Annotated in this window: 20 protein-coding genes; 9 read left to right on the top strand and 11 right to left on the bottom strand. The window is 68.5% G+C overall.

Annotated features, from left to right (window positions below; genetic code table 11):
* Positions 1–41: 41 nt before the first annotated feature.
* Positions 42–986, bottom strand: a complete 945-nt coding sequence (locus DAT35_RS39245) for a type VI immunity family protein (RefSeq protein WP_158502090.1) — start codon at positions 984–986, stop codon at positions 42–44.
* A 210-nt stretch (positions 987–1,196) separates the two neighbouring features.
* Complete coding sequence (locus DAT35_RS39240; protein ID WP_108074396.1) at positions 1,197–4,148, bottom strand: helicase C-terminal domain-containing protein; 2,952 nt, start codon at positions 4,146–4,148, stop codon at positions 1,197–1,199.
* 320 nt (positions 4,149–4,468) lie between these two features.
* Between DAT35_RS39240 and DAT35_RS39235 the strand changes: the two genes are divergently transcribed.
* Positions 4,469–6,070: a DUF4153 domain-containing protein gene (locus DAT35_RS39235; protein WP_146210079.1), complete on the top strand. Its 1,602-nt coding sequence runs from the start codon at positions 4,469–4,471 to the stop codon at positions 6,068–6,070.
* Positions 6,071–6,137: 67 nt separating this feature from the next.
* On the opposite strand, the gene DAT35_RS39230 is transcribed toward DAT35_RS39235, so the two are convergent.
* The 5 genes from DAT35_RS39230 to DAT35_RS39210 all read right to left on the bottom strand — a co-directional run bounded on the left by DAT35_RS39230 (position 6,138) and on the right by DAT35_RS39210 (position 10,092).
* A complete protein-coding gene (locus tag DAT35_RS39230) occupies positions 6,138–6,545 on the bottom strand; it encodes a cupredoxin domain-containing protein (RefSeq protein WP_108074394.1) in 408 nt (135 codons plus the stop codon).
* 15 nt (positions 6,546–6,560) lie between these two features.
* On the bottom strand, positions 6,561–7,484 hold the full coding sequence (locus tag DAT35_RS39225; protein ID WP_233261982.1) for a hypothetical protein: 924 nt from the start codon (positions 7,482–7,484) through the stop codon (positions 6,561–6,563).
* Positions 7,485–7,830: 346 nt separating this feature from the next.
* Entirely contained in the window at positions 7,831–8,247 is a 417-nt protein-coding gene (locus tag DAT35_RS39220) for a DUF4878 domain-containing protein (RefSeq protein WP_108074392.1), read from the bottom strand.
* A 45-nt stretch (positions 8,248–8,292) separates the two neighbouring features.
* A complete protein-coding gene (locus tag DAT35_RS39215; protein WP_108074471.1) occupies positions 8,293–9,369 on the bottom strand; it encodes a diguanylate cyclase in 1,077 nt (358 codons plus the stop codon).
* Positions 9,370–9,471: 102 nt separating this feature from the next.
* Complete coding sequence (locus DAT35_RS39210; RefSeq protein WP_108074391.1) at positions 9,472–10,092, bottom strand: tRNA (guanosine(46)-N(7))-methyltransferase TrmB; 621 nt, start codon at positions 10,090–10,092, stop codon at positions 9,472–9,474.
* A 91-nt stretch (positions 10,093–10,183) separates the two neighbouring features.
* Between DAT35_RS39210 and DAT35_RS39205 the strand changes: the two genes are divergently transcribed.
* The 6 genes from DAT35_RS39205 (at position 10,184) to DAT35_RS39180 (ending at position 18,492) form a co-directional block, all read left to right on the top strand.
* Complete coding sequence (locus DAT35_RS39205) at positions 10,184–11,110, top strand: bifunctional riboflavin kinase/FAD synthetase (protein ID WP_108074390.1); 927 nt, start codon at positions 10,184–10,186, stop codon at positions 11,108–11,110.
* Between the two features lie 186 nt (positions 11,111–11,296).
* Positions 11,297–13,000, top strand: coding sequence for a type IV-A pilus assembly ATPase PilB (gene pilB / locus DAT35_RS39200; RefSeq protein ID WP_108074389.1), 1,704 nt, complete (start codon positions 11,297–11,299; stop codon positions 12,998–13,000).
* Between the two features lie 46 nt (positions 13,001–13,046).
* The gene (locus DAT35_RS39195; protein WP_108074388.1) at positions 13,047–14,159 is read left to right on the top strand and encodes a type IV pilus twitching motility protein PilT; all 1,113 of its coding nucleotides are present in this window, start codon (positions 13,047–13,049) and stop codon (positions 14,157–14,159) included.
* A gap of 51 nt (positions 14,160–14,210) precedes the next feature.
* On the top strand, positions 14,211–15,467 hold the full coding sequence (locus DAT35_RS39190) for a type II secretion system F family protein (RefSeq protein WP_108074387.1): 1,257 nt from the start codon (positions 14,211–14,213) through the stop codon (positions 15,465–15,467).
* A gap of 13 nt (positions 15,468–15,480) precedes the next feature.
* On the top strand, positions 15,481–17,082 hold the full coding sequence (locus DAT35_RS39185) for a nitrogen regulation protein NR(II) (RefSeq protein ID WP_233261981.1): 1,602 nt from the start codon (positions 15,481–15,483) through the stop codon (positions 17,080–17,082).
* A gap of 21 nt (positions 17,083–17,103) precedes the next feature.
* The gene (locus tag DAT35_RS39180; protein WP_255415244.1) at positions 17,104–18,492 is read left to right on the top strand and encodes a sigma-54 dependent transcriptional regulator; all 1,389 of its coding nucleotides are present in this window, start codon (positions 17,104–17,106) and stop codon (positions 18,490–18,492) included.
* 25 nt (positions 18,493–18,517) lie between these two features.
* On the opposite strand, the gene DAT35_RS39175 is transcribed toward DAT35_RS39180, so the two are convergent.
* From DAT35_RS39175 to DAT35_RS39160, 4 genes are all read right to left on the bottom strand, one after another.
* Positions 18,518–19,285 carry an ABC transporter permease gene (locus DAT35_RS39175; protein WP_108074385.1) on the bottom strand — a complete coding sequence of 256 codons (768 nt, stop codon included), beginning with the start codon at positions 19,283–19,285 and terminating at the stop codon, positions 18,518–18,520.
* Positions 19,285–20,247: an ABC transporter ATP-binding protein gene (locus DAT35_RS39170; RefSeq protein ID WP_108074384.1), complete on the bottom strand. Its 963-nt coding sequence runs from the start codon at positions 20,245–20,247 to the stop codon at positions 19,285–19,287. Before DAT35_RS39170 ends, DAT35_RS39175 begins: the two co-directional genes overlap by 1 nt.
* Before the next feature lie 5 nt (positions 20,248–20,252).
* The gene (locus DAT35_RS39165) at positions 20,253–21,038 is read right to left on the bottom strand and encodes a hypothetical protein (protein ID WP_233261980.1); all 786 of its coding nucleotides are present in this window, start codon (positions 21,036–21,038) and stop codon (positions 20,253–20,255) included.
* A 221-nt stretch (positions 21,039–21,259) separates the two neighbouring features.
* Positions 21,260–21,904 carry a prepilin-type N-terminal cleavage/methylation domain-containing protein gene (locus DAT35_RS39160; protein WP_108074382.1) on the bottom strand — a complete coding sequence of 215 codons (645 nt, stop codon included), beginning with the start codon at positions 21,902–21,904 and terminating at the stop codon, positions 21,260–21,262.
* Positions 21,905–22,192: 288 nt separating this feature from the next.
* On the opposite strand from DAT35_RS39160, the gene DAT35_RS39155 reads away from it, so the two are divergent.
* Positions 22,193–23,116 (top strand): A24 family peptidase, encoded by a 924-nt coding sequence (locus tag DAT35_RS39155; RefSeq protein ID WP_233261991.1) that lies wholly within the window; start codon positions 22,193–22,195, stop codon positions 23,114–23,116.
* A gap of 16 nt (positions 23,117–23,132) precedes the next feature.
* Positions 23,133–24,212 carry a sensor histidine kinase gene (locus DAT35_RS39150; RefSeq protein ID WP_108074380.1) on the top strand — a complete coding sequence of 360 codons (1,080 nt, stop codon included), beginning with the start codon at positions 23,133–23,135 and terminating at the stop codon, positions 24,210–24,212.
* Positions 24,213–24,230 lie beyond the last annotated feature (18 nt).

Genomic DNA, 24,230 nt, shown 5'->3' with positions numbered 1-24,230 from the left:
ACGCGCACGAGTGCACGGGCGGAGCCGAGCGATGGGCGACCTCAGTCGAGGAAACGCCTCCACCAGCGCCGCAGCTCTTCCTTGACGGAGGAGTCTTTGAAGGGCCAGTGACGCCAGGGGAAGGGTTCCTGCCAGGGCTCCAGCACCCGAGCGAGCTCGCGGTAGGCGGGGAGCGGCTGACCCTGTGCCAGGTCTCCCGCTTCGGGCTCCGGACCCAGGCTCACGAGGACGCGCTCGCCGTTCAACTCCTGCACCGTGGTGGTGGGGCACTGAAGCCGGGCACGCAGGCCCGAGGCGCCTCCCAGCTCACCCAGCACCGGCTGCCCGAGGAAGTTCAGCCAATGGACACCACCCACCCGGGTGCCCGGATTGTCGCGAATGTTGACGTCACGGAGGTCGAAGCCGGGATGGTTGAAGACGACCGGGCGGAGCCGGTCCCATTCGTCGGAGACTGACTTCCAGAGAGCCAGGGCAAGGCCCGCATGACCGGAGGCGAAGGGCAGGCGCGAGGACATCTCCAGGGCGAGCTCCCTCACCCGCTCAGGCCCATGTTGGTCAAGAAACTCCGTCGGCAGGATCGCGGAGAGGACGCTGACGTAGTTGGGCTCCTGCTCACGGGACGGAATGCGAGCGTAGTAACTGAAGCCGAAGGCCTCACCCGGTTCCGGGCGCAGGTCGAAGTAGGGGTCGGCGCCATCCTTCTCGGGGTAGAAGGCTTCTTCACGCGTGTAGTCTTCGATGTACTTGTGTTCTTGCGGCGCCAACGCGTCGCGGATGAGTTGCCATGTCCGCTCAGTCAGCCGGGAGAACTCCCACCAGCACACCCTGCCGTGAGCCAGTGCGTTCGGGTAACCCTTGACGGCTTGAAGATAGCTGTCGAGCGCATGAGATACGCCCGCGGCTATCTGGAAGTTGTCGTAGGGGATGAAGAAGACGATGCGCACCACATCCCTGATGAAGAGGTGATCGGCGGAATGCTCGACCACACCCTTTTCGCGAGAGAATGATTTGTATTTGATGACGCCTGGAACACGCACTCGGGGCGAGAAAGCCATCAGTAAGCCTGCTTTCTGAGGAAGGCGGTGGATGCGGGCCTCAAGGGCACCAGTGTCCTTTCGGAGCCGGACCTGGAGAACGTGCGCAAGGACGCGCGCTTCCAGAAGCTCGCCGCGCGCTTGCGGTGAGGGGCCCGGGGCTCACGCCCTGCGGATGAGCCCCATCTCCTCGATGGCGGAGTAGAGGCGCACGCGGGCCTCGGACCAGGGGAGCAACTCCACGCGGTAGCCGGCGAGCGCGTCCAGGATGAGCTGCCGGTAGCTTGGGTGGCCGGGGTCCGCGATGACGACCACGCCCCGGTCCCCATGCGAGCGGATGAGGCGGCCCACTCCCTGGCGCAGTTGCAGCAGCGCTCGGGGCAGCCGGTAGTACAGGAAGCCCAGGTGCGCGTTGCCACCGCGGGCGATGTTCTCCTCGCGCGAGGCCACCAGCGGGCGGCTGGCGGGCTCCAATGGCAGCTTGTCGATGAAGACGCACCCCACGCCCCGGCCGGGGATGTCCACGCCCTGCCAGAAGCTCTTCGTCCCCAGCAGCACCGTGCCGGTGTCCTTCTCCTGCCGTGCCGCCAGCGAGCGTCCGTGCCCTCGAGACTGCCGCATCACTTCGATGCCCTGGGGCTCCAGCTTCGCCTTCACGAGGTCTCCCACGCGCTCCATCCGCCGCGTGGAGGCGAACAGCCCCAGCACCCGTCCGCCCATCACCTGGGCCAGTCCGGATACGCGCGTCGCGGCCCAGTCGATGAAGGGCTCCTCGTGTGCGCGCGGCGCGTCCATCACCAGGATGACCAGTGCCTGCTTGCGCAGATCGAACGGCGTGGGCGCGCGCAGCAGCCGGGGCGCGGGAATCCCCTCGTTGCGCCCGTCCAGCCCCAGCCGCGCGAGCACGTACGGCGTCTTCTCGGTGCCCGTGCTCAGCGTGGCCGAGGTCAGCACCAGTGCCCGCTTGTGCTGCGCGAAGTCCCGCGACACGTAGGCCGCCACGTTCACCGGCTGCGCGCTCAGGCTCCAGCGCTGCTTGCGAGGCACCGCCGTGGCCGCGTAGCACCGGCCCTCGGCGGGCTCGTCGGACAGTTCCGAGGCGAGCGTGGTCAGCTCCATCACCTCGGACACGCCCCCCGCCAGCTCGCGCTCCAGCGGCGGCATCTTCACCGCCAGGTCCGGGAGGATCTCCTGCAGCCCCACCGTGAGCAGCTTGTGCAGGGACTGGAGGCACTCGCGCACCTCCAGCAGGCCCTCGCGCACCGGCTCCCACGTGGGCGCGGCCCGGACCTCGGGGGTGATGCGCAGTTCCGGCGCGTAGGCGGACTCGTCCGCGTCCTCGGAGGCGCTCGCCGCGGCCGGTTCGCACAGCGCCATCACCCGCTCGCCCAGGCTCCGCGCGGCCGAGCCCACCGAGAGCAGGGCGCTATCAATCTCGCTCATCAACACGCGGGCCTCCGCGCGCCGCGAGGCGAAGAGGGCCCGCCGCAGCTCGGCGAAGAGACCGCGCCGTCCATCTCGCCCGTGGAGCCGCTCGGCGAGCCGGCTGAAGGCCAGGTCCGACAGCTCCGAGGAGAGCGCGGTGGTGGCGACGTCCTCCACCTCGTGCGCCTCGTCGAGCACCAGGTGCTCCAGCTTCGGGTAGCGCGCGGGCCAGGCGAAGGCGAGCGACTGGTTGATGACGAGCACATCCGCGTCGCGCGCCTGGGCCACAGCCGAGTGGTAGTAGCAACGGTGGAAGTGGGGGCAGCGCTCGCCGAGCGTGGTAGCTGCCTCGGAGCGCACCGCCGGGGCGAGCGCGAGCAGCACGGGGAATCGCTCGCGGAACCAATGGCTGAGCCGGTCGATGTCGCCATCCGGGCTGCGGCGCAGCAGGGCACGCAGGTAGGCGCGAGGGGCGCGGGCGGCGTGGCTCATGCCGGGTTCCACGCGGGTGATGTCGAGCGCGCGGCGGCGGCAGAGGTAGTTCGTCTGCCCCTTGAGGAGGGCGTAGGAGAAGGCCCCGCTGGTGGCGCGGTGCAGGCGGGGCAGGTCCTTCTCGATGAGCTGGTCCTGAAGCGTCTTGGTATGCGGAGCCACGCCCACCTTGCGCCCGTTGCGAGCAGCGAAGAGGGCCGAGGGAGCCAGGTACGCGAGCGACTTGCCCGTGCCCGTGCCGGCCTCCACCGCGAGCTGCCCGCCGTCGGACAGGGTGCGCGCCACGGCGTGGGCCATGTCGAGCTGCGCGGGACGAGACGCGAAACCCTCCTGAGCGCGCTCCAGGGCGCCTCCGGGGCCGAGCAGCGACGTCACTTCCTCGGAGCGCACGGGCAGCACGGGGGTGCTCTCGTCGGGCTGCTCGGAAGGAGGCTTCGTGCCGTTGGTGCGCTGGCGCTCGGGGCGTCCGGGGAGGAAACCCGTGGCCTCCAGCTTGAGAGGAGCGGAGCGGTTCCGGCACAGGTTCCACAGCCCGGTGAGCAGCGACACGAGGGGCGCCGCGTCCCGGTCGAGCTCTCCCTCCAGCTCCAGCCCGGACTCACCGGCCTCGATTTGAGCCAGCCGCAGGGCGGCGCGCGGGTCGAGCGTCTCCAACAGGTCGGCGAGGTCCTCGGCGCGCCCGTCGCGGATGCAGCCCTCCATGGCGTGCAGGAGCACGGAGTGGGTGGCCTCGCAGTCCGTCATGGCGCGGTGGCGCGAGCGAGGGCCCTTGCCGGCCCAGCGCAGCATGGACTCCAGCGAGTGGCTGGGCAGCTCCGGGTGCAGGTAGTGCAGGAGCTCGCACGAGTCGAGCACCGGGGCGCGGATGGGGCCCAGGATGTCTGGGAGGAAGCCCTTCTCGAAGGAGGCGTTATGGGCCACCACGGTCCAGCCGGCGAGCTTCTGGCGCAGCTCGGGCACCTTGTCCGCGAGCCGGGGCTGGCCGGCGAGCATGGAGTCGTCGATACCGGTGAGCCGGCGGATGGTGAGGGGGAGGGGGCGCGAGGCGGAGAAGAAGTGGACGTAGCGGTCCACCACCTGGCCGTTCTCGATGAAGAGGGCGCCGAACTCGATGACCTCGTCGGCGCGCGGATCCAACCCCGTCGTCTCGAGGTCGAGGAATACGTGCCGGGTGAAGAGCTCCGCCGCGCTGCCCATGGAGAAGAGGAGCCAGCCTAGCCGTCTTCGGGCGTCGTGCCGAGAAACCGGGCGTCCGGGGTCCTGTCGTCAGGAAACAGTCCTTCTAGCTGGCTGCGTGTGGACTTCACGCGGGGAGGGAGTGTGGTTCACCGGCCGCAGCCGCGGCGGCGCGGACACGGGCGGGTGAACAGAGCGGCGGGGGAGTCCATGGGCGGAGCCGGGATGCGACCGCTCGGCGCGGCGAACCGACCGTTCGCCGTGGAGGCCCTCGCCGTCACCGCGGATGGGCCCAACCTTGCACACCACCGCGAGACGAACCCGCGATCCCGGAGTCCCGTATGACGACCGCCGCCACTGGCTTCTCCACCCCTGGTGCCGAGGCTTCCTCCGCACCTGCTGTTCCCCGCCTCCGCCGGCCTCGTGCGACGTTGCTGGCGGCGCTCGGGCTGGGAGTCTGCGCGGAGGTGCTCTTCGATGGGCCCGCGCTCGGCATCTCGTTCCCGCTGTTCGTCGTGCTCTTCCTGTCGGCCCTGCTCGGGCTCGGAGGCCGCGAGGGCTGGCAGCGGGCGAGTCCCAATGCGTGGCTGCTCGTTCCGTTGCTGTTCTTCTCGGGGATGGTGTTCGTGCGCGCGAGCCCGTTCCTCACGACGCTCAACGTCCTGGCCTCGGGCTTCCTGCTGCTCCTGGTGACGCACTTCTGGGCGGCCGGGCGCGTGGAGCGGCTCGGGCTGTGGAGCTACCCGCTCACCGCGCTCGGGACCTTCTTCCGCACCGTGCTGCTCCCGGTGGGAGTGGTGCGCTCGGAGGTGGATCTGTCCTCGGCCCGCACCCAGGTGCCGAAGCTGATGCCGGTGCTGCGCGGAGCGCTGCTGGCCGTGCCCGTGCTGCTCGTCTTCACCGGGCTGCTCGTCTCGGCGGACGCGGTCTTCGCGAAGGCCGTGGCGCGGGTGCTGTCCTTCAACCCGGGCCTGACGTTCTGGGATGCCCTGGGGCGGGGGATGTTCATCGGCGGCAGCGCGTTCGGGGCGCTCGGGCTGCTGGCCCACGCGCAGCGGCGGCGCCGCAACGGGGTCGAGGCCGGAGAGGCGGAGGTGGCTCCCGCCGTGGCCCGTCTGGGCTTCATCGAGAGCCTCACGCTGGTGGGGCTGGTGGATCTGCTCTTCCTGGGCTTCGCCGCCATCCAGCTCGCCTTCCTGTTCGGCGCGGCGCATCTGCCCTCGGAGCTCACCTATGCCGAGTACGCCCGGCGCGGCTTCTTCGAGCTGCTCACGGTGTCGATGATGACGCTGGGGCTCAGCCTGGCGCTGGCGCGCTGGACGCGGCTGCACGGGCAGGGGCAGGCCAACGTCTTCCGGACGGCGTGCACGGTGATGGTGGGGCTGGTGCTGGTCATCCTCGCCTCGGCGATGAAGCGCATGGCGCTCTACGAGTCCGTCTACGGCTACACGGAGCTGCGCGTGTACACGCACGTCTTCATGGTGGCGCTGGCCGGGGTGCTCGCGTGGCGCGCGGTGACGCTGTGGTGGCGCCCGGAGCGCTTCGCCATCGGCGCCTTCGTGGGCGCGCTCGGCTACCTCACTGCGCTGAACGTGCTCAACCCCGACGCCTTCATCGCGCGTGGAAACCTCGAACGCTCCTCGGAGGGCGTCATCCTGGATGTGAGGTACATGGCGCGCAACCTCTCCGAGGACGCCGCGCCGGAGATGGCCGCGTACCTGGCCCTGCATCCCGAGGGGGCGCAGGGCGAGGACTCCTATGTCGCGATGCAGGCCCGCGAGAAGCTCTGCGGCTATGGCAAGGAGCCGATGCCGGGCGGCTGGCCGGCCTTCCACCTCGCGCGTCACCGGGCCGCGAAGCTGACGCAGTGGCTCTCGTGTCCGGCTCCCTCTCAGGCCCCCCTGTCCGAGGCGCTGCCCTACGCCGTGGAGTCGCGGGATTGATACACGAAGGGGGCCACCCCACCGCGCGGATGGAGTCGGCCCCCTCGGGAAGACGGAGTCGGTGGAGTCACTCCACCATGAACACGCCGTTGAGCATCTTCCCCATGGCGCAGCCATAGACGAGCTTGCCCGTCTTGGTGGGGGTGAAGGTCACCTCCACCGGCTTGTTGAGGGGCAGCGGGGTGTTGATGTTGTACTCGTCGAGGACGATCTCCGTCGCGCAGGTCTGGTCCGTGGTCCGGGTCAGCACCAGCTTCACGGGCTCGCCCTTCTTGAGGGTGACGGGGCTCGGCTCGTAGCCCTTGTCGGTGACGGTGAGCGCGAGGGTGCTCGGCTCACCGGGCTTCCCGGGCTGGGGGGTGATGGAGGGCTCCGCCGGCTTCGCGTCCTTGGAGCAGCCCTGACCGGCGCTCAGCACCGCGGCCGCCAGGGTGAGGGCCAGCAGCGGCTTGATGATCTTGGAGAAGAAGGGCATCGGTGTTCCTCGGGGCTATTCGTTCTCCCCGGCCTCGTCACCGGGCTCGGAGTCTTCCGAGGCATCCGCCGCCGAGAAGCGCACCAGGGCGTGCAGCGGGATGAACACCTCGTGTCCGTCCTCACCGACGATGAGGTCGAAGCGTCCCACCACGCGCAGCCGCGCGGTGAGCTGGATGCCATTGCGCAACGTCAGCCGCACGCTCTCGCCCTGGTGGGCGAGGAAGGGGCGGGGGTCGGAGAAGGGGCGCTTGTCCGGCTGGCGTGCGACGTTGGCGGGCTTCTGGGCCAGCTTCTGGTCGCGCTCGAGCTGGGGCGTGAGCTGCTCCCAGTCCGTGCGGCGGGTGAGCATGACGACCTGGAGCTTCTCCATCCGGCCGCTGCGGCCGAGCACGAAGGAGATGGGCTCCACGGTCGCGAGGGTATCGAGCACGGTGCGCTCGCCCAGCACGACGGCCAGCTCCGTCTTCGACTCCAGCAGCCCGTTGATGAAGGTGGCCACCGCGGAGTCATCCACCTCGCCGCGCGCCTGCTTCACGGCGGCCTTGCGCTGGGTGCGCTCCTTGCGTGCGAGGAACTCGGCCACGGTCAGGCCGCTTTGCAGCACTCCGAAGCCGTCGGGGAGCGACAGGCCCGGGTTCTGGCTCATCAGCTCGTACACCTGGTCGAAGCGCTTGGCCTCCTCGGCGTGCAGCTTGCGCCACACGCGGCACTTCATCTTGCCCTCGAGCTCGCCCTTGGCGATGCGCGCCGGCACGTGCTCCTTGGTGGCGAGCGCGAGGATTTGCTCGGGCGTGGGAGGCGGCCGGGGAGTCCTGGGGCGCCCGAAGCCTCCGCCGGGGCGCGAGCCTCCCGGTCCCGCTCCGGGCCCACGGCCACCCGAGGGGCCGGGCCGTAGCGAGCTGGGGGAGGGGATGGGCCGCGGCGCGGTGGGAGCCACGGCCGCTGGAGCCCCCGGCGTTGCCGGAGTGGTCGGCGTGGCCGGCGTGGCCGGAGTGGCCGGAGCCGTCGGGGTCGGTGTGGGCCTGGGGATGGGCCGGGGTGCCACGCTGACCGTGGGGCCCGGCGCGGACGTCGAGGGAGTCGGCGTCGGTGTGGGCCTTGGGGTGGGGCGGGGTGTGACAGAGGTCGTGGGGGTCGGCGTTGGCGCCGGGGTGGGCGCAACGGTGCCGGGAGTGGCGGCCGGGCGCCGGATGACCTCGACTGCGGGGGAGATCCGCCGTGTCTTCCGATCGTTCACGTTCGTAGGCTACCTGATGCGCGAGCGGCCTGGGGGAGGCCTGTTCTCACGGCTGCTGGAGGGACTGCGTAAGGTCTATCTTCCATCCGGTCGGTTCGCGAACCATCCGGACCTGACTCTTGCCATTCGAGAAAACCACGCTCACCTTCGCCACATCCCCTTCCTGGCTCGACAGCGTGACCTCGGTAACATCGGCAGGGGGGGGAACATTCGCGAAGAAGAAGGCTACCGGATCCGCTTTCACCGCGCCCGCGGAGGCGTCGGCGGCCGCCTGGGCCCGTGCCTTGAGGGCCTCCTGGGTGGGTTGGGAGAGGACGGCATAGGCGGCCTTCTCATCGCCGCGCTGCACGGCCTGGAGGAAGGACTTGTAGGCCTTCTCGGGCGTGTCGTAGCTGGTTCGGTTGCAACCACCGAGGGCCAGCAGGGCCAGCAGGAGAAGCGGCATCGCGGGCAGCAGGCGCATGGTCTTGCCATCTAGGCCAAAGTGCCCCGCTCGCCAAGGGCTGTATCACTCGGGGAGCTCGTCCTGGTACTGGCGGACGCAGTTACGGCCCGCCCCCTTGGCCTCATAGAGACAGGTGTCCGCCACGCGCAGCAGCTCTTCCGTGGCCAGGATGCTCTTGGCGGGCATGCTGGCCACCCCCAGCGAGGCCGAGCACCGCACTTCCTGGCGCGAGCCGTCCTGGGCGCGGTGCTCCAACCGGAGCGAGGCGATGGCCTCTCGCACGCGCTCGCACGCCCCGAGTGCCTCCTTGGGGCCCGTCTCCGGCAGCAGGGCGATCATCTCCTCGCCGCCATAGCGCGCCACGAAGTCCACCTCGCGCAGCTTGCCCTTCACCGTGCGGGCCACCATGCGCAGCACCTCGTCTCCGAAGGGGTGGCCGTAGGTGTCGTTGAGCCGCTTGAAGTGGTCGATGTCCAGCATCACCAGCGACAGGGGCGAGCGGTAGCGGGCGGAGCGGGCGAACTCCTCGGCCAGCCGCTCCTCGAAGTAGCGGCGGTTGTAGAGGCCGGTGAGCGCGTCGATGCGGGTGAGGGCCAGCAGCTCCTCGCGCTTCTGGGCCAGCTCCTTGTTGGCCCGGTCCAGCTCGCGGTTCTTGTGGTCCAGCTCTCGGTTCTTCTCCATCAGCGTGTCCTGCAGGGCCTTGAGGCGCAGCATGGACTTCACGCGAGCGGAGAGCTCCAGCATGTCGAAGGGCTTGACCAGGTAGTCATCCGCGCCCAGCTCCAGGCCTTCCACCTTGCCCGCCGCCTGCCGGGCCGTCACCAGGATGACGGGGATGAAGCCGAAGCCGCCCTCGCCGCCGTTGGCCTTGATGATGCGGCACACCTCCACGCCGCCCAGCCGTGGCATCTCCACGTCCATGATGATGAGGTCCGGCCGCACCTCCCGGAGCGAGCGCAGCGCCTCGGTGCCGTCGTGGGCCTCGCGGAAGCGGTAGCCGTGGGAGGCCAGTCCCTCGCGCACGTGCTGGATGTTGGCCGGGTCGTCGTCGACGAGCAGGATGGTGCGGTCGGCGAGCGTCGCCGTGGACGTGGTGCGGCGAGGCACCTCTCCCGTCTTTCTGATCGAACCGTCCGCCATGTCGCTGCCGTCCACCCCGTTGAACCCTGGGACTTACGGGGTCGGCCGATTCTTCCCCGAATGCGGCGTTTCTGCCAAGTCACCCGCCTGTCCGGGTGCTGCTCAGGCCGGTTTGCGCAGGCGGGCGCGGTAGACGGGCTCTCCGCTGGCCAGGTAGCGCCGCTCGCGCGTGGAGGGGACCTCCTCGGGGTCATAAGGGTGGAACACCCCCTTGCCGAGCGGGTTGACGAAACCGGCGTCTTCGAGGATGGCCAGCATGGAGACACCCCGGTCCTGCACGTCCGTGCGCATGTCGAACAGGCCGCCGGGCTTGAGCCGGTCCAGCAGCAGCTGGGCGAAGGCGGGCTGGATGACGGCGCGCTTGAAGTGGGAGCGCTTCCACCAGGGGTCGGGGAACTGGAGGTGGACGACGTCCAGGGAGCCGGGCGCGAAGATGCGCGGCACCACGAAGCGCGCGTCGGCCTCGAGGACGCGCAGGTTGCGCAGCCCCATCTTGTGGCCGCGGTCCAGGGTGTCGCGCGCGTACTTCTTGCGCCACTCGAAGGCGACGAAGCGCACCTCGGGGTGGCGGCGGCAGTACTCCAGGGCGTGGCCGCCGGCGCCGGAGCCGATCTCCAGCTCCAGGGGGCCGGAGAAACCGAACTCCGCGTCCCAGTCAGGGGGTGATTCGAGAGCGGCCAGATGCAGGCCGACGGGTTCAGGGAGCAGACGGGGACGGGCCATGACGGATGCGTGACGCTGGGGGGCCTCTTCGCACGGGCCGGGGCGCTCTGGCCAGGGCAAAGCGACGGCTTTGGCGCTATACCGCCGCCCCATGAAGGTCTTCCACGGTGTGTCGGAGGCGCGGGAGCTGGCGGGTTGTGCGCTCGCGCTGGGCAACTTCGATGGTGTGCACCTGGGCCACCAGGCCCTCTTCGCCGAGGCCCGGCGCCATGGGGCGTCCGCGGTCGCGCTCACCTTCCAGCCCCATCCGGGCAAGGTGCTCCAGCCGGACCTGGCGCCCAAGTTGATCACGTTGTTGCCGCGCAAGCTGGAGCTCTTCGAGGCCTGTGGGCTGGACGCGGCGGTGGTGCAGCCCTTCACGCGCGAGTACGCCCGGCACTCGCCGCACGACTTCGAGGCGTCGCTGTTGGACGAGGTGGGCGCGCGCCACCTCGTGGTGGGTCACGACTTCACCTATGGGGCCGCCCGTGCGGGCGACGTGGACACCCTGCGCGAGGCCGCCGCGGCCCGGGGGGCCCAGGTGTACGTGGTTCCCGCCGTCACCGTGGATGGGGTGGTGGCCTCCTCCTCCAAGGTGCGCGAGTACATCCTCGAGGGCCGGGTGAGCGCGGCGCAGCGGCTGCTGGGGCGGCCCTTCGATCTGGACGGCACCGTCGTCACCGGCCATGGGCGCGGCCGGGGCATCGGCTTCCCCACCGCCAACGTGGACACCCAGAACGAGCTGAGGCCCGCTGCCGGTGTGTACGCCATCCGGGTCCGCCTCCTCGGGACTCCGGACTCCCCCTGGCTGCCCGGTGTGGCCAATATCGGTGTCAAGCCCACCTTCGGGGTCAACGAGGTCACGATCGAGGCGCACCTGCTGGATTTCAGCGGGGACCTGTACGGGCGGGAACTGCGGGTGCAGTTCCTGGAGCGGCTGCGTGCCGAGCGCCGTTTCGGCTCGGTGGCGGAGCTCGTGGGGCAGATCAAGCGGGACGTCGAGGCTGCCCGAGCGGTGATCGCCCGGGCATCCGACTGAACTTTTTCCGAATAGATTCAACGGGTTGCCAGGAGAGCGGGCCTCGGGTGGCGCCTTGACAGGTCCGCGCGTCCCTTCCTTTAATCCGGAAGTCTTATGCGCTCGTCTGTTCGCGCATCTCTTGGTGTCCTCGCGTGCCGTCACGCGGCGGGCACCATTCGTCATCCCAACGCTCGAGGCTTTTGAATGTCCGGTCGACTTGGTGAACTGCTGGTTCGCGAGAACCTCATTTCCGTCCAGCAGCTGCGCAAGGCCCAGGAAGAACAGCAGAAGACGGGTACGCGCATCGGCACTGCCCTCATCAAGACGGGAGCCATCGAGGAGTCCAAGCTCACCGACTTCCTCTCCAAGCAGTACGGCGTCCCGGCCATCAACCTGAAGGACTTCGACATCGACGCGGAGATCATCAAGCTCGTGCCGAAGGAAGTGGCCGAGAAGCACCTGGTGATCCCCGTCAACCGCGCGGGACCCTCGCTCATCGTGGCGATGTGTGATCCCTCCAACATCTACGCGGTGGACGATCTGAAGTTCCTCACCGGCTACAACGTGGAGCCGGTGGTCGCCTCTGAAATCTCCATCCGCGAGGCCATCGAGCGCTACTACGCCGAGAAGGGCCCGGACATGAATGCCCTCGTGGAGGAGATGGCCGACGACATCGAGGTGGCCAAGGAGGAGGAGGAGGGCAACGTCGAGGAGATGGCCCGCGCCGCGGACGACGCGCCCGTGGTCAAGCTGGTGAACCTCATCCTCCAGGACTCCATCAAGAAGCGCGCCTCGGACATCCACGTCGAGCCCTACGAGAAGGACTTCCGCGTCCGCTTCCGCATCGACGGCTCCCTCTACGAGGTGATGCGTCCGCCGATGAAGCTCAAGAACGCCATCACCAGCCGCCTGAAGATCATGGCGAACCTGGACATCTCCGAGCGCCGCCTGCCGCAGGACGGCCGTATCAAGATCAAGCTCGGCGGTGGCAAGGAGATGGACTTCCGCGTCAGCGTGTGCCCCACGCTCTTCGGCGAGAAGGTGGTGCTCCGCCTCCTGGACAAGTCCAACCTCCAGCTGGACATGACGAAGCTGGGCTTCGATCCGCAGCCGCTGGCCTGGTTCAAGGAGGCCATCGAGCGTCCCTACGGCATGGTGCTGGTGACGGGTCCCACGGGCTCCGGCAAGACGACGACGCTGTACTCGGCGCTCTCGATGCTCAACCAGATCGACACCAACGTCGCCACCGCCGAGGACCCGGTCGAGTTCAACTTCGCCGGCATCAACCAGGTGCAGATGCATGAAGACATCGGCCTGAACTTCGCCGCGGCGCTGCGCTCCTTCCTCCGTCAGGACCCCGACATCATCATGATCGGTGAGATCCGTGACTTCGAAACGGGCGAAATCGCGGTGAAGGCGGCGCTCACGGGCCACCTGGTGCTCTCCACTCTGCACACCAACGACGCCCCTGGCACGGTGAGCCGTCTGCTCAACATGGGTATCGAGCCCTTCCTCGTGACGGCCTCGCTCAACCTGATTCTGGCCCAGCGTCTGTGCCGCCGCCTGTGCGCCGCCTGCAAGAAGCCGGCGGAGACCGTGGACGAGCAGGCCCTCATCAACGCGGGCGTGCCTCCGGAGAAGCTCGGTGCCTTCACCATGTACGAGAAGGTTGGCTGCCGCGAGTGCAACGACCGTGGCTACCGCGGCCGCGTGGCCGTGTACGAGGTCATGCCCTTCTGGGACGGCCTGAAGGAGCTGGTCATCAACGGCGCCTCCGCCGCCGAGCTCAAGCAGGAGGCCATCCGCCTGGGTATGAGCTCGCTGCGCATGTCGGCCCTGGCGAAGATGATGGACGGCGTCACCACGCTGGATGAAGTGGTGGCCAATACCGCGCCCGACACCTTCTGACCCGCTCCACCACCCGCCAACACCCCCTACCCGAAGGACGGTTTTCGTGAATCTGCACCAGCTGCTCAAGGCGATGGTCGAGAAGGGCGCCTCCGACCTCCACATCACCACCGGCTCCCCGCCCCAGCTCCGCGTGGACGGCGAGCTGGTGCCGCTCAAGACGGCCCAGCTCTCCCCGGTGGAGACCAAGCAGCTCTGCTACTCCATCCTCACGGACGCCCAGAAGCACAAGTTCGAGGAGGAGAACGAGCTCGACCTGTCCTTCGGCGTGAAGGGCCTGTCCCGCTTCCGCGCCAACATCTACATGCAGCGCGGCGCGGTGGCCGGTGCCTTCCGCACCATTCCCTTCAAGATCCTCACCTTCCAGGAGCTCGGTCTGCCCCCGGTGGTGGCCGAGCTGGTGAAGAGGCCGCGCGGCCTCATCCTCGTGACGGGCCCCACGGGCTCGGGCAAGTCCACGACGCTGGCCTCGATGGTCGACAAGATCAACACCGACCGTCATGAGCACATCATGACGATCGAGGATCCCATCGAGTACCTGCACCCGCACAAGAACTGCCTGGTGAACCAGCGCGAGGTGGGGGCCGACACACGCAACTTCAAGACGGCGCTCAAGTACATCCTCCGCCAGGACCCGGACGTGGTGCTGGTGGGCGAGTTGCGCGACCTGGAGACGATCGAAGCGGCGCTCGTCATCGCCGAGACGGGCCACACCTGCTACGCCACGCTGCACACCAACAGCGCGGTGCAGACCATCAACCGCGTGCTGGACGTGTTTCCCCCGTACCAGCAGCCGCAGGTGCGTGCCCAGCTGTCGTTCGTGCTCGAGGGCGTGATGAGCCAGTCGCTCATCGCCAAGGCGGGCTCCCCGGGCCGCGTGCTGGCCCTGGAGGTCATGGTTCCCAACCCCGCCATCCGCAACCTCATCCGCGAGGACAAGGTCCATCAGGTCTACTCGGCGATGCAGGTGGGCCAGGCCAAGTTCGGCATGCAGACCTTCAACCAGGCCCTGGCGGCGCTGCTGCTGCGCCGGATCATCAGCCAGGAAGAGGCCTTCGGGCGCTCGAGCGACCCGGACGAACTGCGCAACATCCTGGCCAGCGGCGGTGGGCCTGGCGGCGTGCCTGGTGCTCGGCCGGCCGGTCCGGGCGGACGCTAATTCGCGAATTCCAACCGCGGGGATAGACTCTCGTCCCCCTCGGAGGCCTGTATGGCTGCAACGGCAACCCAGAAGTCGACACCCCAAAAGTCGAAGAACACGGCCCAGTTCCTCTGGGAGGCCAAGACCAAGTCTGGCGAGACCAAGAAGGGCGAGATGGAGGCCTCGGACATCGAGGCCGTCAACGCCCGTCTCAAGTCGCTCGGTCTCAACCCGGTCAAGGTCCGCCGCAAGGGTCTCCTCGACTCCGACCTCAACATCGCCATTGGTTCGGGTGTCACGGGCAAGGACATCCTCATCTTCACCCGTCAGTTCGCCACGATGATCGACGCAGGCCTGCCGCTGGTGCAGTGCCTCGACATCCTCGGCAGCCAGATGGACAACCCGGCCTTCCGCAAGGTCGTGTTCGCCATCAAGAACAAGGTGGAGCAGGGCTCCACCTTCGCCGACGCGCTGGCGGACCACCCCAAGGTGTTCGACGAGCTCTTCGTCCAGCTGTGCGCCGCGGGCGAGGTGGGCGGTATCCTCGACAACATCCTCAACCGGCTCGCGGCCTACCGCGAGAAGAACGAGAAGCTCAAGCGCAAGGTCAAGAGCGCCATGACCTACCCGGCCATCGTGCTCCTGGTGGCCTTCGGCGTGACGGCGCTGCTGCTCCTCAAGGTGACGCCGGTGTTCGCGAAGATGTTCGCGGACTTCGGCCAGGCGCTGCCCGCCCCCACCCAGTTCGTGGTGGACCTGTCCGCGTGGGCCCAGGCGTACATCTTCCACGCCCTCGGCATCATCATCGTCCTCGTGGTGGGCTTCACGTACACGTACCGTCATCCCCAGGGACGGCGTTTCCTGGACAAGGTGTTCCTGATGGCGCCCATCTTCGGGCCCGTCATCCGCAAGGTGGCGGTGGCGCGCTTCACCCGCACGCTCGGCACGATGATCTCCTCGGGCGTGCCCATCCTGGACGCGCTGGACGTCACCGCCAAGACGGCCGGTAACCGCTCCGTGGAAGAGGCCATCTACTTCGTGCGCGGGAAGATCGCCGAGGGCAAGAACATCGCCGGTCCGCTGCTGGAGACGAAGGTGTTCCCGCCCATGGTGGTGCAGATGATCGGCGTGGGCGAGGCCACGGGCGCCATGGACACGATGCTCAACAAGATCGCCGACTTCTACGACGACGAGGTGGACACGGCGGTCGCGGGCCTCACGGCGATGATCGAACCGCTGATGATGGTCTTCCTGGGCGGCGTGGTCGGTGGCTTCCTCATCGCGATGTACCTGCCCATCTTCTCCATCGCCGGTGCCATCAAGTAGCGTCGGCAGCCTCGTGCTCGCCGCTCCGCCGGAGCCCGACGCGCTGCGCACCCGGCTGGTCTGGCTCACCGTGTTCCGCACGGTGGCCGTCAGTCTGTCGCTCGTGGCGGTCGCGGCCCGGTTGCTCCTCCAGCCCCTGGAGGAGCCCAGCCGCGTGGACACGTTGTCCTTCGCGGTCATCGGGCTCATCTACCTCTCCACGCTCGTCTATGGCCTCATGCTGCGCGGAGGCCGGGCGGATCGCGTGGCGGCGGTGGTGCAGGTGGTGGGCGATCTGCTCATCGCCTCGGTGCTCGTCTTCCTCACGGGCGTGGGGGACAGCCCCTTCACCTTCCTGTACCTGCTGGCCGTCATTGGCGCGAGCATCCTGCTGGACGGCATGGGAGCGCTGCTCGCCGCCGGAGCCAGCGCGCTCGCCTATGCGTCGTTGCTGGTGGCGGTGAAGCTGCGGTGGTTGGAGCCACCCCTGGCGGTGGGCGATGTCAGCCGGCAGCGCCTCGCCTTCCTGCTGGGCAGCAACCTGCTGGCCCTGTTCCTCATCGCCGTGCTGGCGGGCTACCTGACGCGCCAGCTGTCCGCGGCGGGTGGGCGGCTGTCCGAGCGCGAGGCGGACCTCAAGAAGCTGGACAACCTGCAGCGGCAGATTCTGGCCTGCATGCCCTCGGGGCTCATCACGTGCGACGAGGTTGGGCGCGTCACCTTCGTCAACGGAGCCGCCAGCGCCATCCTCGACCTGGAAGCGCGGGTGCCACCGGGGACCCACGTGGAGACGTTGCTGCCGGGCGCGCTGGGAACGGATGTCCGCCTGCGCCGCCGGGAGCTGTCGGTGCAGACTCCGGCCGGCATGCGCACGCTCGGGCTGACGGTGACGGGGCTGGAGGGAGGGGGTGGCGGTGGCACGCTCATCGTCTTCCAGGACCTCACCGAGCTGCGTCGCGCCGAGGAGGATTTGAAGCGCGCGGACAAGCTGGCCGCCCTGGGGACGCTGGCCGCCCAGCTCGCCCATGAGATACGCAATCCCCTGGCGGCCATGCGGGGCTCGGCGCAATTGCTCGTGCAGGAACCCGGCGCGGACCCGAGCTCGGCCAAGCTGGTGGGGATTCTCCTGCGCGAGTCGGATCGGCTCTCCAAGTTGGTGGAGGACTTCCTGCGCTTCGCCCGCCCGCCTCCTCCCGTGAAGCGGGAGTTGGCGCTGGAGGTGCTGGTGGCGGAGACGGTGGACATGCTGCGGGTGGATCCCATCGCCCAGAAGGTGGAGGTGGAGATGGCCCTGGCTCCCTTGCGTGTGCCGGTGGACGCGGATCAGCTCCGGCAGGTGCTCATCAACATCCTGCGCAATGCCTTTCAGGCGGCCGGCCCGGGAGGCCGGGTGCGCGTGACGCTGGATGGAGATGGGGAGACAGCCGGGCTGCGCGTCTGGGACTCCGCGGGCAGCATTCCCGAGGCGGACCTGTCGCGTATCTTCGCGCCCTTCTTCAGCACCCGGGATGGTGGCACCGGGCTGGGGCTGTCCACGGCGTACTCCATCGTGCGTGCACATGGTGGCAACATCCGGGTGTCCTCCTCGCTTGAGGAGGGCACCGAGTTCCTCATCCAGCTGCCAGTGCAGGGTTGAGGGGAAAGGGAGAGCGTGGCCGTGCACATCCTGGTGGTGGACGATGAGCTGTCGATGCGCGAATTCCTGGAGGTGCTGCTCACGCGGGCGGGCTACCAGGTGACGTGCGTGGATGGTGTGCGGGCGGCCAGGGAGGTGCTGGGCTCGGCGCAGGTGGACTTGATCGTCACCGACATGAAGCTGGGCACCTCGCAGAGCGGCATGGACGTGCTGCGTGCCGTGCGGGCGCTGCCCGAGCCGCCCGAGGTCATCGTCATCACCGCCTTTGGCACGGCGGCCTCGGCGGTGGAAGCCATGCGCGAGGGGGCGTACGACTACATCGGCAAGCCCTTCGACAACGAGGAGCTGAAGCTGTTGGTGCAGAAGGCGCTGGAGAAGCGCTCGCTGCGCCGAGAGAACGTTTCGCTGCGCGAGCACCTGGTGCCTGGCGCGGGGGTGATGGGGGTAGGGCGTAGCGAGCGGATGCGTGCGGTGTGGAGCCTGGTGGAGAAGGTGGCGCCCACGCGCTCCACCGTCCTCATCCACGGGGAGAGCGGTACGGGCAAGGAGCTCATCGCCAAGGCCATCCACCTCAAGAGCCAGCGTGCTGGCCTGCCCTTCCTGCCCGTCAACTGCGCGGCCCTCAACGAGGGCGTGCTGGAGAGCGAGCTCTTCGGCCATGTGAAGGGCGCCTTCACCGGAGCCACGCAGGAGCGGCCGGGCCTGCTCGTGCACGCGGGGGAGGGGACGGTGTTCCTCGACGAGATTGGCGAGGTGCCCCTGGCCACGCAGGTGAAGCTGTTGCGTGTGCTGCAGGAGCGGAAGGTGAAGCCGGTGGGCAGCGCGGCGGAGATTCCCTTCCATGCACGCGTGGTGGCGGCCACCAACCGGCGCCTGGAGGCCGAGGTGAAGGCGGGGCGCTTCCGGGAGGATCTCTTCTACCGCCTCAACGTCATCACCCTGGAGCTGCCGCCGCTGCGCGAGCGGGCGGGCGACATTCCGCTGCTGGCCGAGCACTTCCTCGAGCGGCAGCGCCAGGAGCTGGGGCGGCTGGGGTTGCGCTTCTCACCGGAGGCGCTGGCGGTGCTGTCCGCCTACGCCTTTCCCGGCAACGTGCGCCAGCTGGAGAACATCGTCGAGCGCGCGGCCACGCTGGCGGACGGAGACGTGCTGACACTGGCCTCGCTTCCTCCCACCCTGCGGGGCGAGCCGGCGCCGTCCGCGGCTGCTCCCACGGAAGAGCCCTCGTTGGGCTCAGGTTTTTCGTTGGAGCACTACCTGGATGATGCCGAGAGGCGCTACTTGCTGGCCGCCCTGTCTCAGGCGGGTGGCGTGAAGACGCGGGCGGCGGATCTGCTCGGCCTGACGTTCCGGTCCTTCCGCTACCGCCTGGCCAAGCACGGGCTGTCGGACCGGGACGACGAGGCCTGAGCCCCGCCGTCCCGTCCCGGGCGTCTCAGCGGAAGTCGCGCCGGTTGAAGAGGAGGATGGCCAGCGCCACCAGCACACCGGTGTAGGCGATGCCGTAGCCGGCGGCCGACAGCAGCTCGGAGGAGGAGATGGCGGCGTAGTACGTCGCGTGCGGCCGGAAGTTGAAGCGCGACAGGTCCGGCAGCAGGTAGTACACGGCCTTGCCCAGCGACTGCACCGCCGCGCTCTGGGACTTGCCGGCCAGCGAGTAGATGTCCGACGCCAGGTTTCCGGCGACGTAGATGCTGACGGTGACGAAGGCCGACACCATCTGGCTGGAGAAGCTGGACATCAGGAAGCCCACGCCGCTGAGCACCCACAGCTCGAACCACAGCATGCCCACCGCCGCCAGGTGCGCCGGGCTGATGGGGGTGCCGTAGAAGCGCATCAGCAGGAAGAAGAGCGCGGCCATGGCCAGCTGCAGCACCGTCACGGTGAGCATGTTGCCCAGCAGGCGCCCCACCAGGAACGCGCCACGTGAGATGGGCTTGGACACCATGAGGAAGATGGTGCGCCGTTCGATCTCCCGCGAGATGAGCCCGCTGGAGAGGAAGATGGTGAGCAGCACCAGCATCAGGCTCATGGCCCCCAGCCCCATGTCGGTGAGGACGCGGTCGAACGTGCCGATGGTGACCTCCATCACGAGCGAGGTGGACAGGAGCATGGTCAGCGCGAAGATGGCCACCAGCAGGGTGACCCGGTTGCGCCGGGCCTCCCGGAAGCCATTGAGCGCCAGGGCGACGAACGGACCCATCACGAAATCTCTCCTCCGACGGGACCCTGCCGCGCCTCCTCGAGCGCGCGCAGGAACAGTTCTTCCAATGAGAAGCGGGCGGGCTGGAGCTGGGTGACCCGTCCACCTTGCTCCAACACCAACTTGAGCAGCCGTTGCGCATCCGCGTCGCGCGAGCGCAGCAGCACGCGATTCTCCAGGGTCCGAGTCTGCTCCAGCTCGATTCCCAGGGCCTGGATGCGCTCCAGCGGCAACCCCTCCACCGTCATCTCCATGTGCGTCGCCTGCGAGCTCACCAGCTCGGCCACGCTGCCCTCGCGTACGCGCCGGCCGCCCACCAGCACGGCCACCCGGTCACAGAGCGCCTCCACATCCGGGATGATGTGCGTGCAGAAGAGCACCGTGGTGCCGCGGTGACGCTCCTCGAGGATGAGGTCGCGGATCTGCCGGCGGCCCACGGGATCCAATCCCGAGGTGGGCTCGTCCAGGATGAGCAGCGCGGGCTTGGACACCAGGGCCTGCGCCAGCGCCACGCGCTGCACCATTCCCTTGCTGTAGCGGCGGATCTGCAGGTTGGCGGCGCGGGTCATCTGCACCATGCCCAGGACCTCGGAGACGCGGTCGTCCAGCTCCTTGCCGCTCATGCCCGCCAGCCGCCCCGACAGCGTGACGAACTCGCGGCCGGTGAGGTACTCGTAGGGCGCTGGATTCTCCGGCACGTAGCCCACGCGGCGGCGCGCCTCGCGCTCGGTCGGTGGCAGGCCAAAGAGCCGCGCCTCGCCACTGGAGGGCTGCACCAGATTCAAGAGGATCTTGATGGTGGTGGACTTGCCGGCGCCGTTGGGCCCGAGCAGTCCATAGACCTGGCCGGGCATCAAGGTGAGGTCCAAGGATTGGAGCGCGCGCACCTGCCGGTTCATGAGGAAGCCCAGCCGGTACGTCTTGGAGAGGTTTCGGATCTCGATAGGGGCGGGAGAGTCCATGGGCGTTACTTCTCCACGTCTGTGGACCACTGATAGCCACGGTTGTCGGGGGTATAGATTTCGAGGCGCCGCTGCTGCGTCTCCGAGTAGGCGCGCTCGTCGTAACCGATGAAGAAGCCGCCGCCCTTGGGATCGTGCGGAGGCTCCTTCAGGAAGCCCAGCCACAGCAGCGTGTCGATATCCGGCGGAGCCACGCCGAACGCACCCCGGAAGTCCGCGATGGCGCTGTCCACGCGTCGCAACTCACCCTCCATCTCCAGGTCGCGCACGCGCTGGGTGAAGATCTCCCGCGTCTCCGGGTCCTCCGCGGAATCAGCCAGAGAGCGCGCCAGCGCCAGTCCCGCGTCCACGCTTCCCGACTGCGCGTAGAGGCGGGTCGCCAGCGCGGGCAGATAGGAAGGAGCGCCGGGCAGTCTCGAGGCCTGCTCCAGCACCTCGGCGGCCTCCCGGTACTGCTTGTGGAAGGCGCTCAGGTTGTAGGCGAGCAGGACGTTCATCTTGAGATCGTTGGGGAACTGCTTCAAGCCCTTGCGCAGCAGCCGGGTGGACTCCTCGGTATTGACCCAGGTCTCGCGCCCGACATTGGTGGGCAGAGCCCCGGCGGCGAAGGGGTAGACGAAGCCGAACCTGGGATCCAGGTCGGTGGTGAGGTCCGCGTAGGGATAGATGTCCCGGTACTCCTCGGCACCAACGGCCCGGCCGGTGGCCTGGACGAGCTGGAGCCAGAAGTAGTCCGCGATCACCTCGATGTAGCCGCGGCCCGCCAGGCGCAGCACCTCCTGCCGGGGCATGAGGGGCTCCTGGTGGGGGCCACGGGGCAGTTTACGAGGAGGTGCCGCGAGCAGGACGAGAGCGAGCAGACTGAAGAAGCCAGCCACGAGAGCGGGCAGGGAGGTTCGCGACATCATGGGGCGGCCTATAAACAGAAAGGACACCCGGATTATGTCCGGGTGTCCTTTGAACTGAACCTGGCCGCTGGCAGCCCGAGGGCCCACTCAGCGGCCAGACATCATCAGGTGTCGCAGTCGACGTCGTTGTAGCTCAGCCACGGCGTACCGGCGACCGCGGTCGTCTCGGAGGCGTTGCCGCACTTGTGGACGACCGTGGCGTCACCGGTCGAGATGTACCAGGTGTCGTTGCCCACCGGGTCGTTGTCGACGTTGCCAGCCGCGACCGCGTCGATGTTGCAGCCCGGGCAGGTGCCGGAGATGCCCGGCTTCTTCGGCGCGGCACCCGTGCCCACGTGGGTGATGGTGCCCAGGCCGGCGGTGCCCGGCGACGCGGGGGTGCCCGTGCCGAACTTGCCCTGGTCCACCGTGATGCAGAAGGCGGCAGCGATGGCGGGGATGGCACCGGCGCCACGGGTCTCGCAGGTGGTCGTGTCGGTGCCGAAGTAGTAGGCATAGCGGTTGCCGCGCTCGGGGGCGTAACCGATGATCTTGATGTCCTCCTCGTAGCGGTCCTTCTCCTGGAGGAAGGCGCGCTGCGTGGTGAACCAGGCCTTCAGGTTGGCCTTGGCCTCACCCTGCTTGGAGCGAGCCTGGAACTTGATGAAGTTCGGGATGGCGATCGCGGCGAGGATGCCGATGATGGCCACCACGATCATGAGCTCGATGAGCGTGAAGCCACGGTTCTTCCGGGCGAACAGACGGGTCATGGGGTTCCCTTCGATGGGTTGCGGCCGAAGCCATTGTGAGGAATAGCACGAACGGTGCCACGGCCCAAAAGCACGACCCGCTACCAGGATCCAAGGACTTGCGCAGGATCACGGGCCGCGGTGACGAAGAACGGGTGCCAATTTTTGTCACTGGGGTGACAGGAATCGTCTGCCCGCGGGTTTCGCCCGCGCCTTATGCTGCGCGGCGCGGAGCGTCTCGAGGAAGAAGGGACGGAGAAAGTGACTCTTCAGGCAGTGGAAGGTGTGGCCGTGGCGCTGGTTTTCGTCATGGGCCTGATCTTCGGTAGTTTCTTGAATGTCGTGATCGCTCGCCTGCCCGCGGGCGAGAGCATCGTGCATCCCCGGTCGCGTTGCCCCAGGTGCGGGCATCAACTCGCTTGGTACGAGAACATTCCGGTCTTCTCCTGGCTCGCCCTGCGCGGGCGTTGCAGCTCGTGCGGCCAGCCCATCTCCTGGCGCTACCCGCTCATCGAGCTGCTCACCGGCGTGCTCTTCTTCGCCTGCCAGCGCCGGTTTGGTTGGAGCCCCGAGCTCGTGTCCGCCCTGGTGCTGGTGCTGCTGCTGGTGCCCCTCTCCTTCATCGACCTGGAGCATTGGATCCTCCCGCACGAGCTGACGTGGCCGGGCATCGCTGCGGGCGTGGTGCTGTCCGCGCCGATCGGACTGGAGCGGCTGCGTGATTCCGTCATCGGCGCGGTGGCTGGCTTCCTCATCTTCTGGGGGATGGAGTGGGTGGGGGAGAAGATCTTCAAGAAGGAGGCACTGGGCGCGGGGGACAAGGATCTGCTCGCGCTCCTCGGCGCCTTCCTCACGTGGAAGGCGCTGCTCGGCATCATCTTCCTCTCCTCATTGCAGGGGGCGGTGGTGGGGGGTTTGATGTTGCTGATCCACGGGCGGGCGGGACCGGCGCCAGAGCCCGAGGTGCCTGGCGAGCCACCACCCGCCGCCACGGCCGCTCCGGAGCCGCCTCCGGTGGGCGAGCCCGGAGCGGCGCCAGAGCAGGCGGGCGCGGAGCGTGCGGAAGGGGAGGAGGACGGCCACGAAGAGGAGGACGACTGGGTGCCGGGCCCCACCAACATCCCCTTTGGCCCCTGGCTGTCGCTCGCGGCGCTCGAGATGATGCTGCTCGGTCCATGGCTGCGCGAGGTGTTGCCGGTACCGTTGGATCTGCTGTTGTCGGGAGTGCGGTGAAGAGGGGCGGACGCTGATGAAGTGGCGGATCGCCAGCGTCGCCTTCCTGTTCAGCGCGGTGGGCACGGGCCTGACCTGGCTCACCCTTCAGAGGCCCCTGCTGGCGCTGATGGACGTGGTGCGCCAGTGCACGGCGCACGGCTCCCTGGAGCCCACCGTGCTGGCGCGGACGATCGGCTCGCTGCCCTTCCTCCTGGCGCTGGATCTGATGTTGCTCACCCTCGTGTCGTATGCGGTGCTGGACTTCATGGTGGGCCGGCCCCTGCGGCGCACCGAGGACGTGGTGGAGCAACTCGGCCGGTTGGAGCTGGACGTGTCGTTGCCGGAGAGCCCGGGGCCGCTGCTCTCGCGCATCCAACGGGCGCTCTCTCGTATGACGCTGGCGCTTCAGCAAGAGCAGGCCCGTCTGGCCCAGGCCCAGACCGAGCTCGTCTCCGCGGAGCGGCTGGCCACCGTGGGACGGCTCGCCGCGGGCGTCGCCCATGAAGTGGGCAATCCGCTGGCGGGCATCCTCGGCTACCTCTCGCTGGCGGGTGCCCGCACGAAGGACCCCGAGGTCCAGGAGTACCTGGCGCGCATCGACCACGAGGTGCAGCGCATCGACGGCATCGTGCGGGGCCTGCTGGAGATCGGCCGTCCGGGAGGCAAGCAGCTGGGGCCGGTGGACGTGAGGCACGTGGTGGAGACCTGCGTGCAACTGGTGAAGGCCGGAAGGGACTTCTCGCACGTCCGGATGGACTTGGCGCTCGCGCCCGGACTGCTCGCGAAGGCGGACTCCGGCCCGCTGTCACAGATCGTCATCAACCTGTTGCTCAACGCGGTCCAGGCCATGGATGGCAGGGGTGTCGTCAGGCTCTCCACGCGGGGTGAGGGGAGTGACGTGCTGCTGGTGGTGGAGGACTCGGGGCCGGGCATCGCGGCGGAGGTGATGCCGCGCCTCTTCGAGCCCTTCTTCACCACCAAGGAGCCCGGTCAGGGCACGGGGCTGGGGCTGGCCGTGTCGCTGCACTTGGCGGAGGGGATGGGCGGGAAGCTGACGGCGGAGAACAGGCCGGGGGGGGGCGCTCGCTTCTCCGTGCTCCTGCCGGGCGTCTGAGGTGGAATCTGGCCGTAC

The sequence above is a fragment of the Vitiosangium sp. GDMCC 1.1324 genome, from assembly GCF_003044305.1.
In the GTDB taxonomy this organism is placed as follows: domain Bacteria; phylum Myxococcota; class Myxococcia; order Myxococcales; family Myxococcaceae; genus Archangium.
Note: the sequence above shows the minus strand (reverse complement) of the source record. Positions and strands in the feature narration are given on the sequence as shown.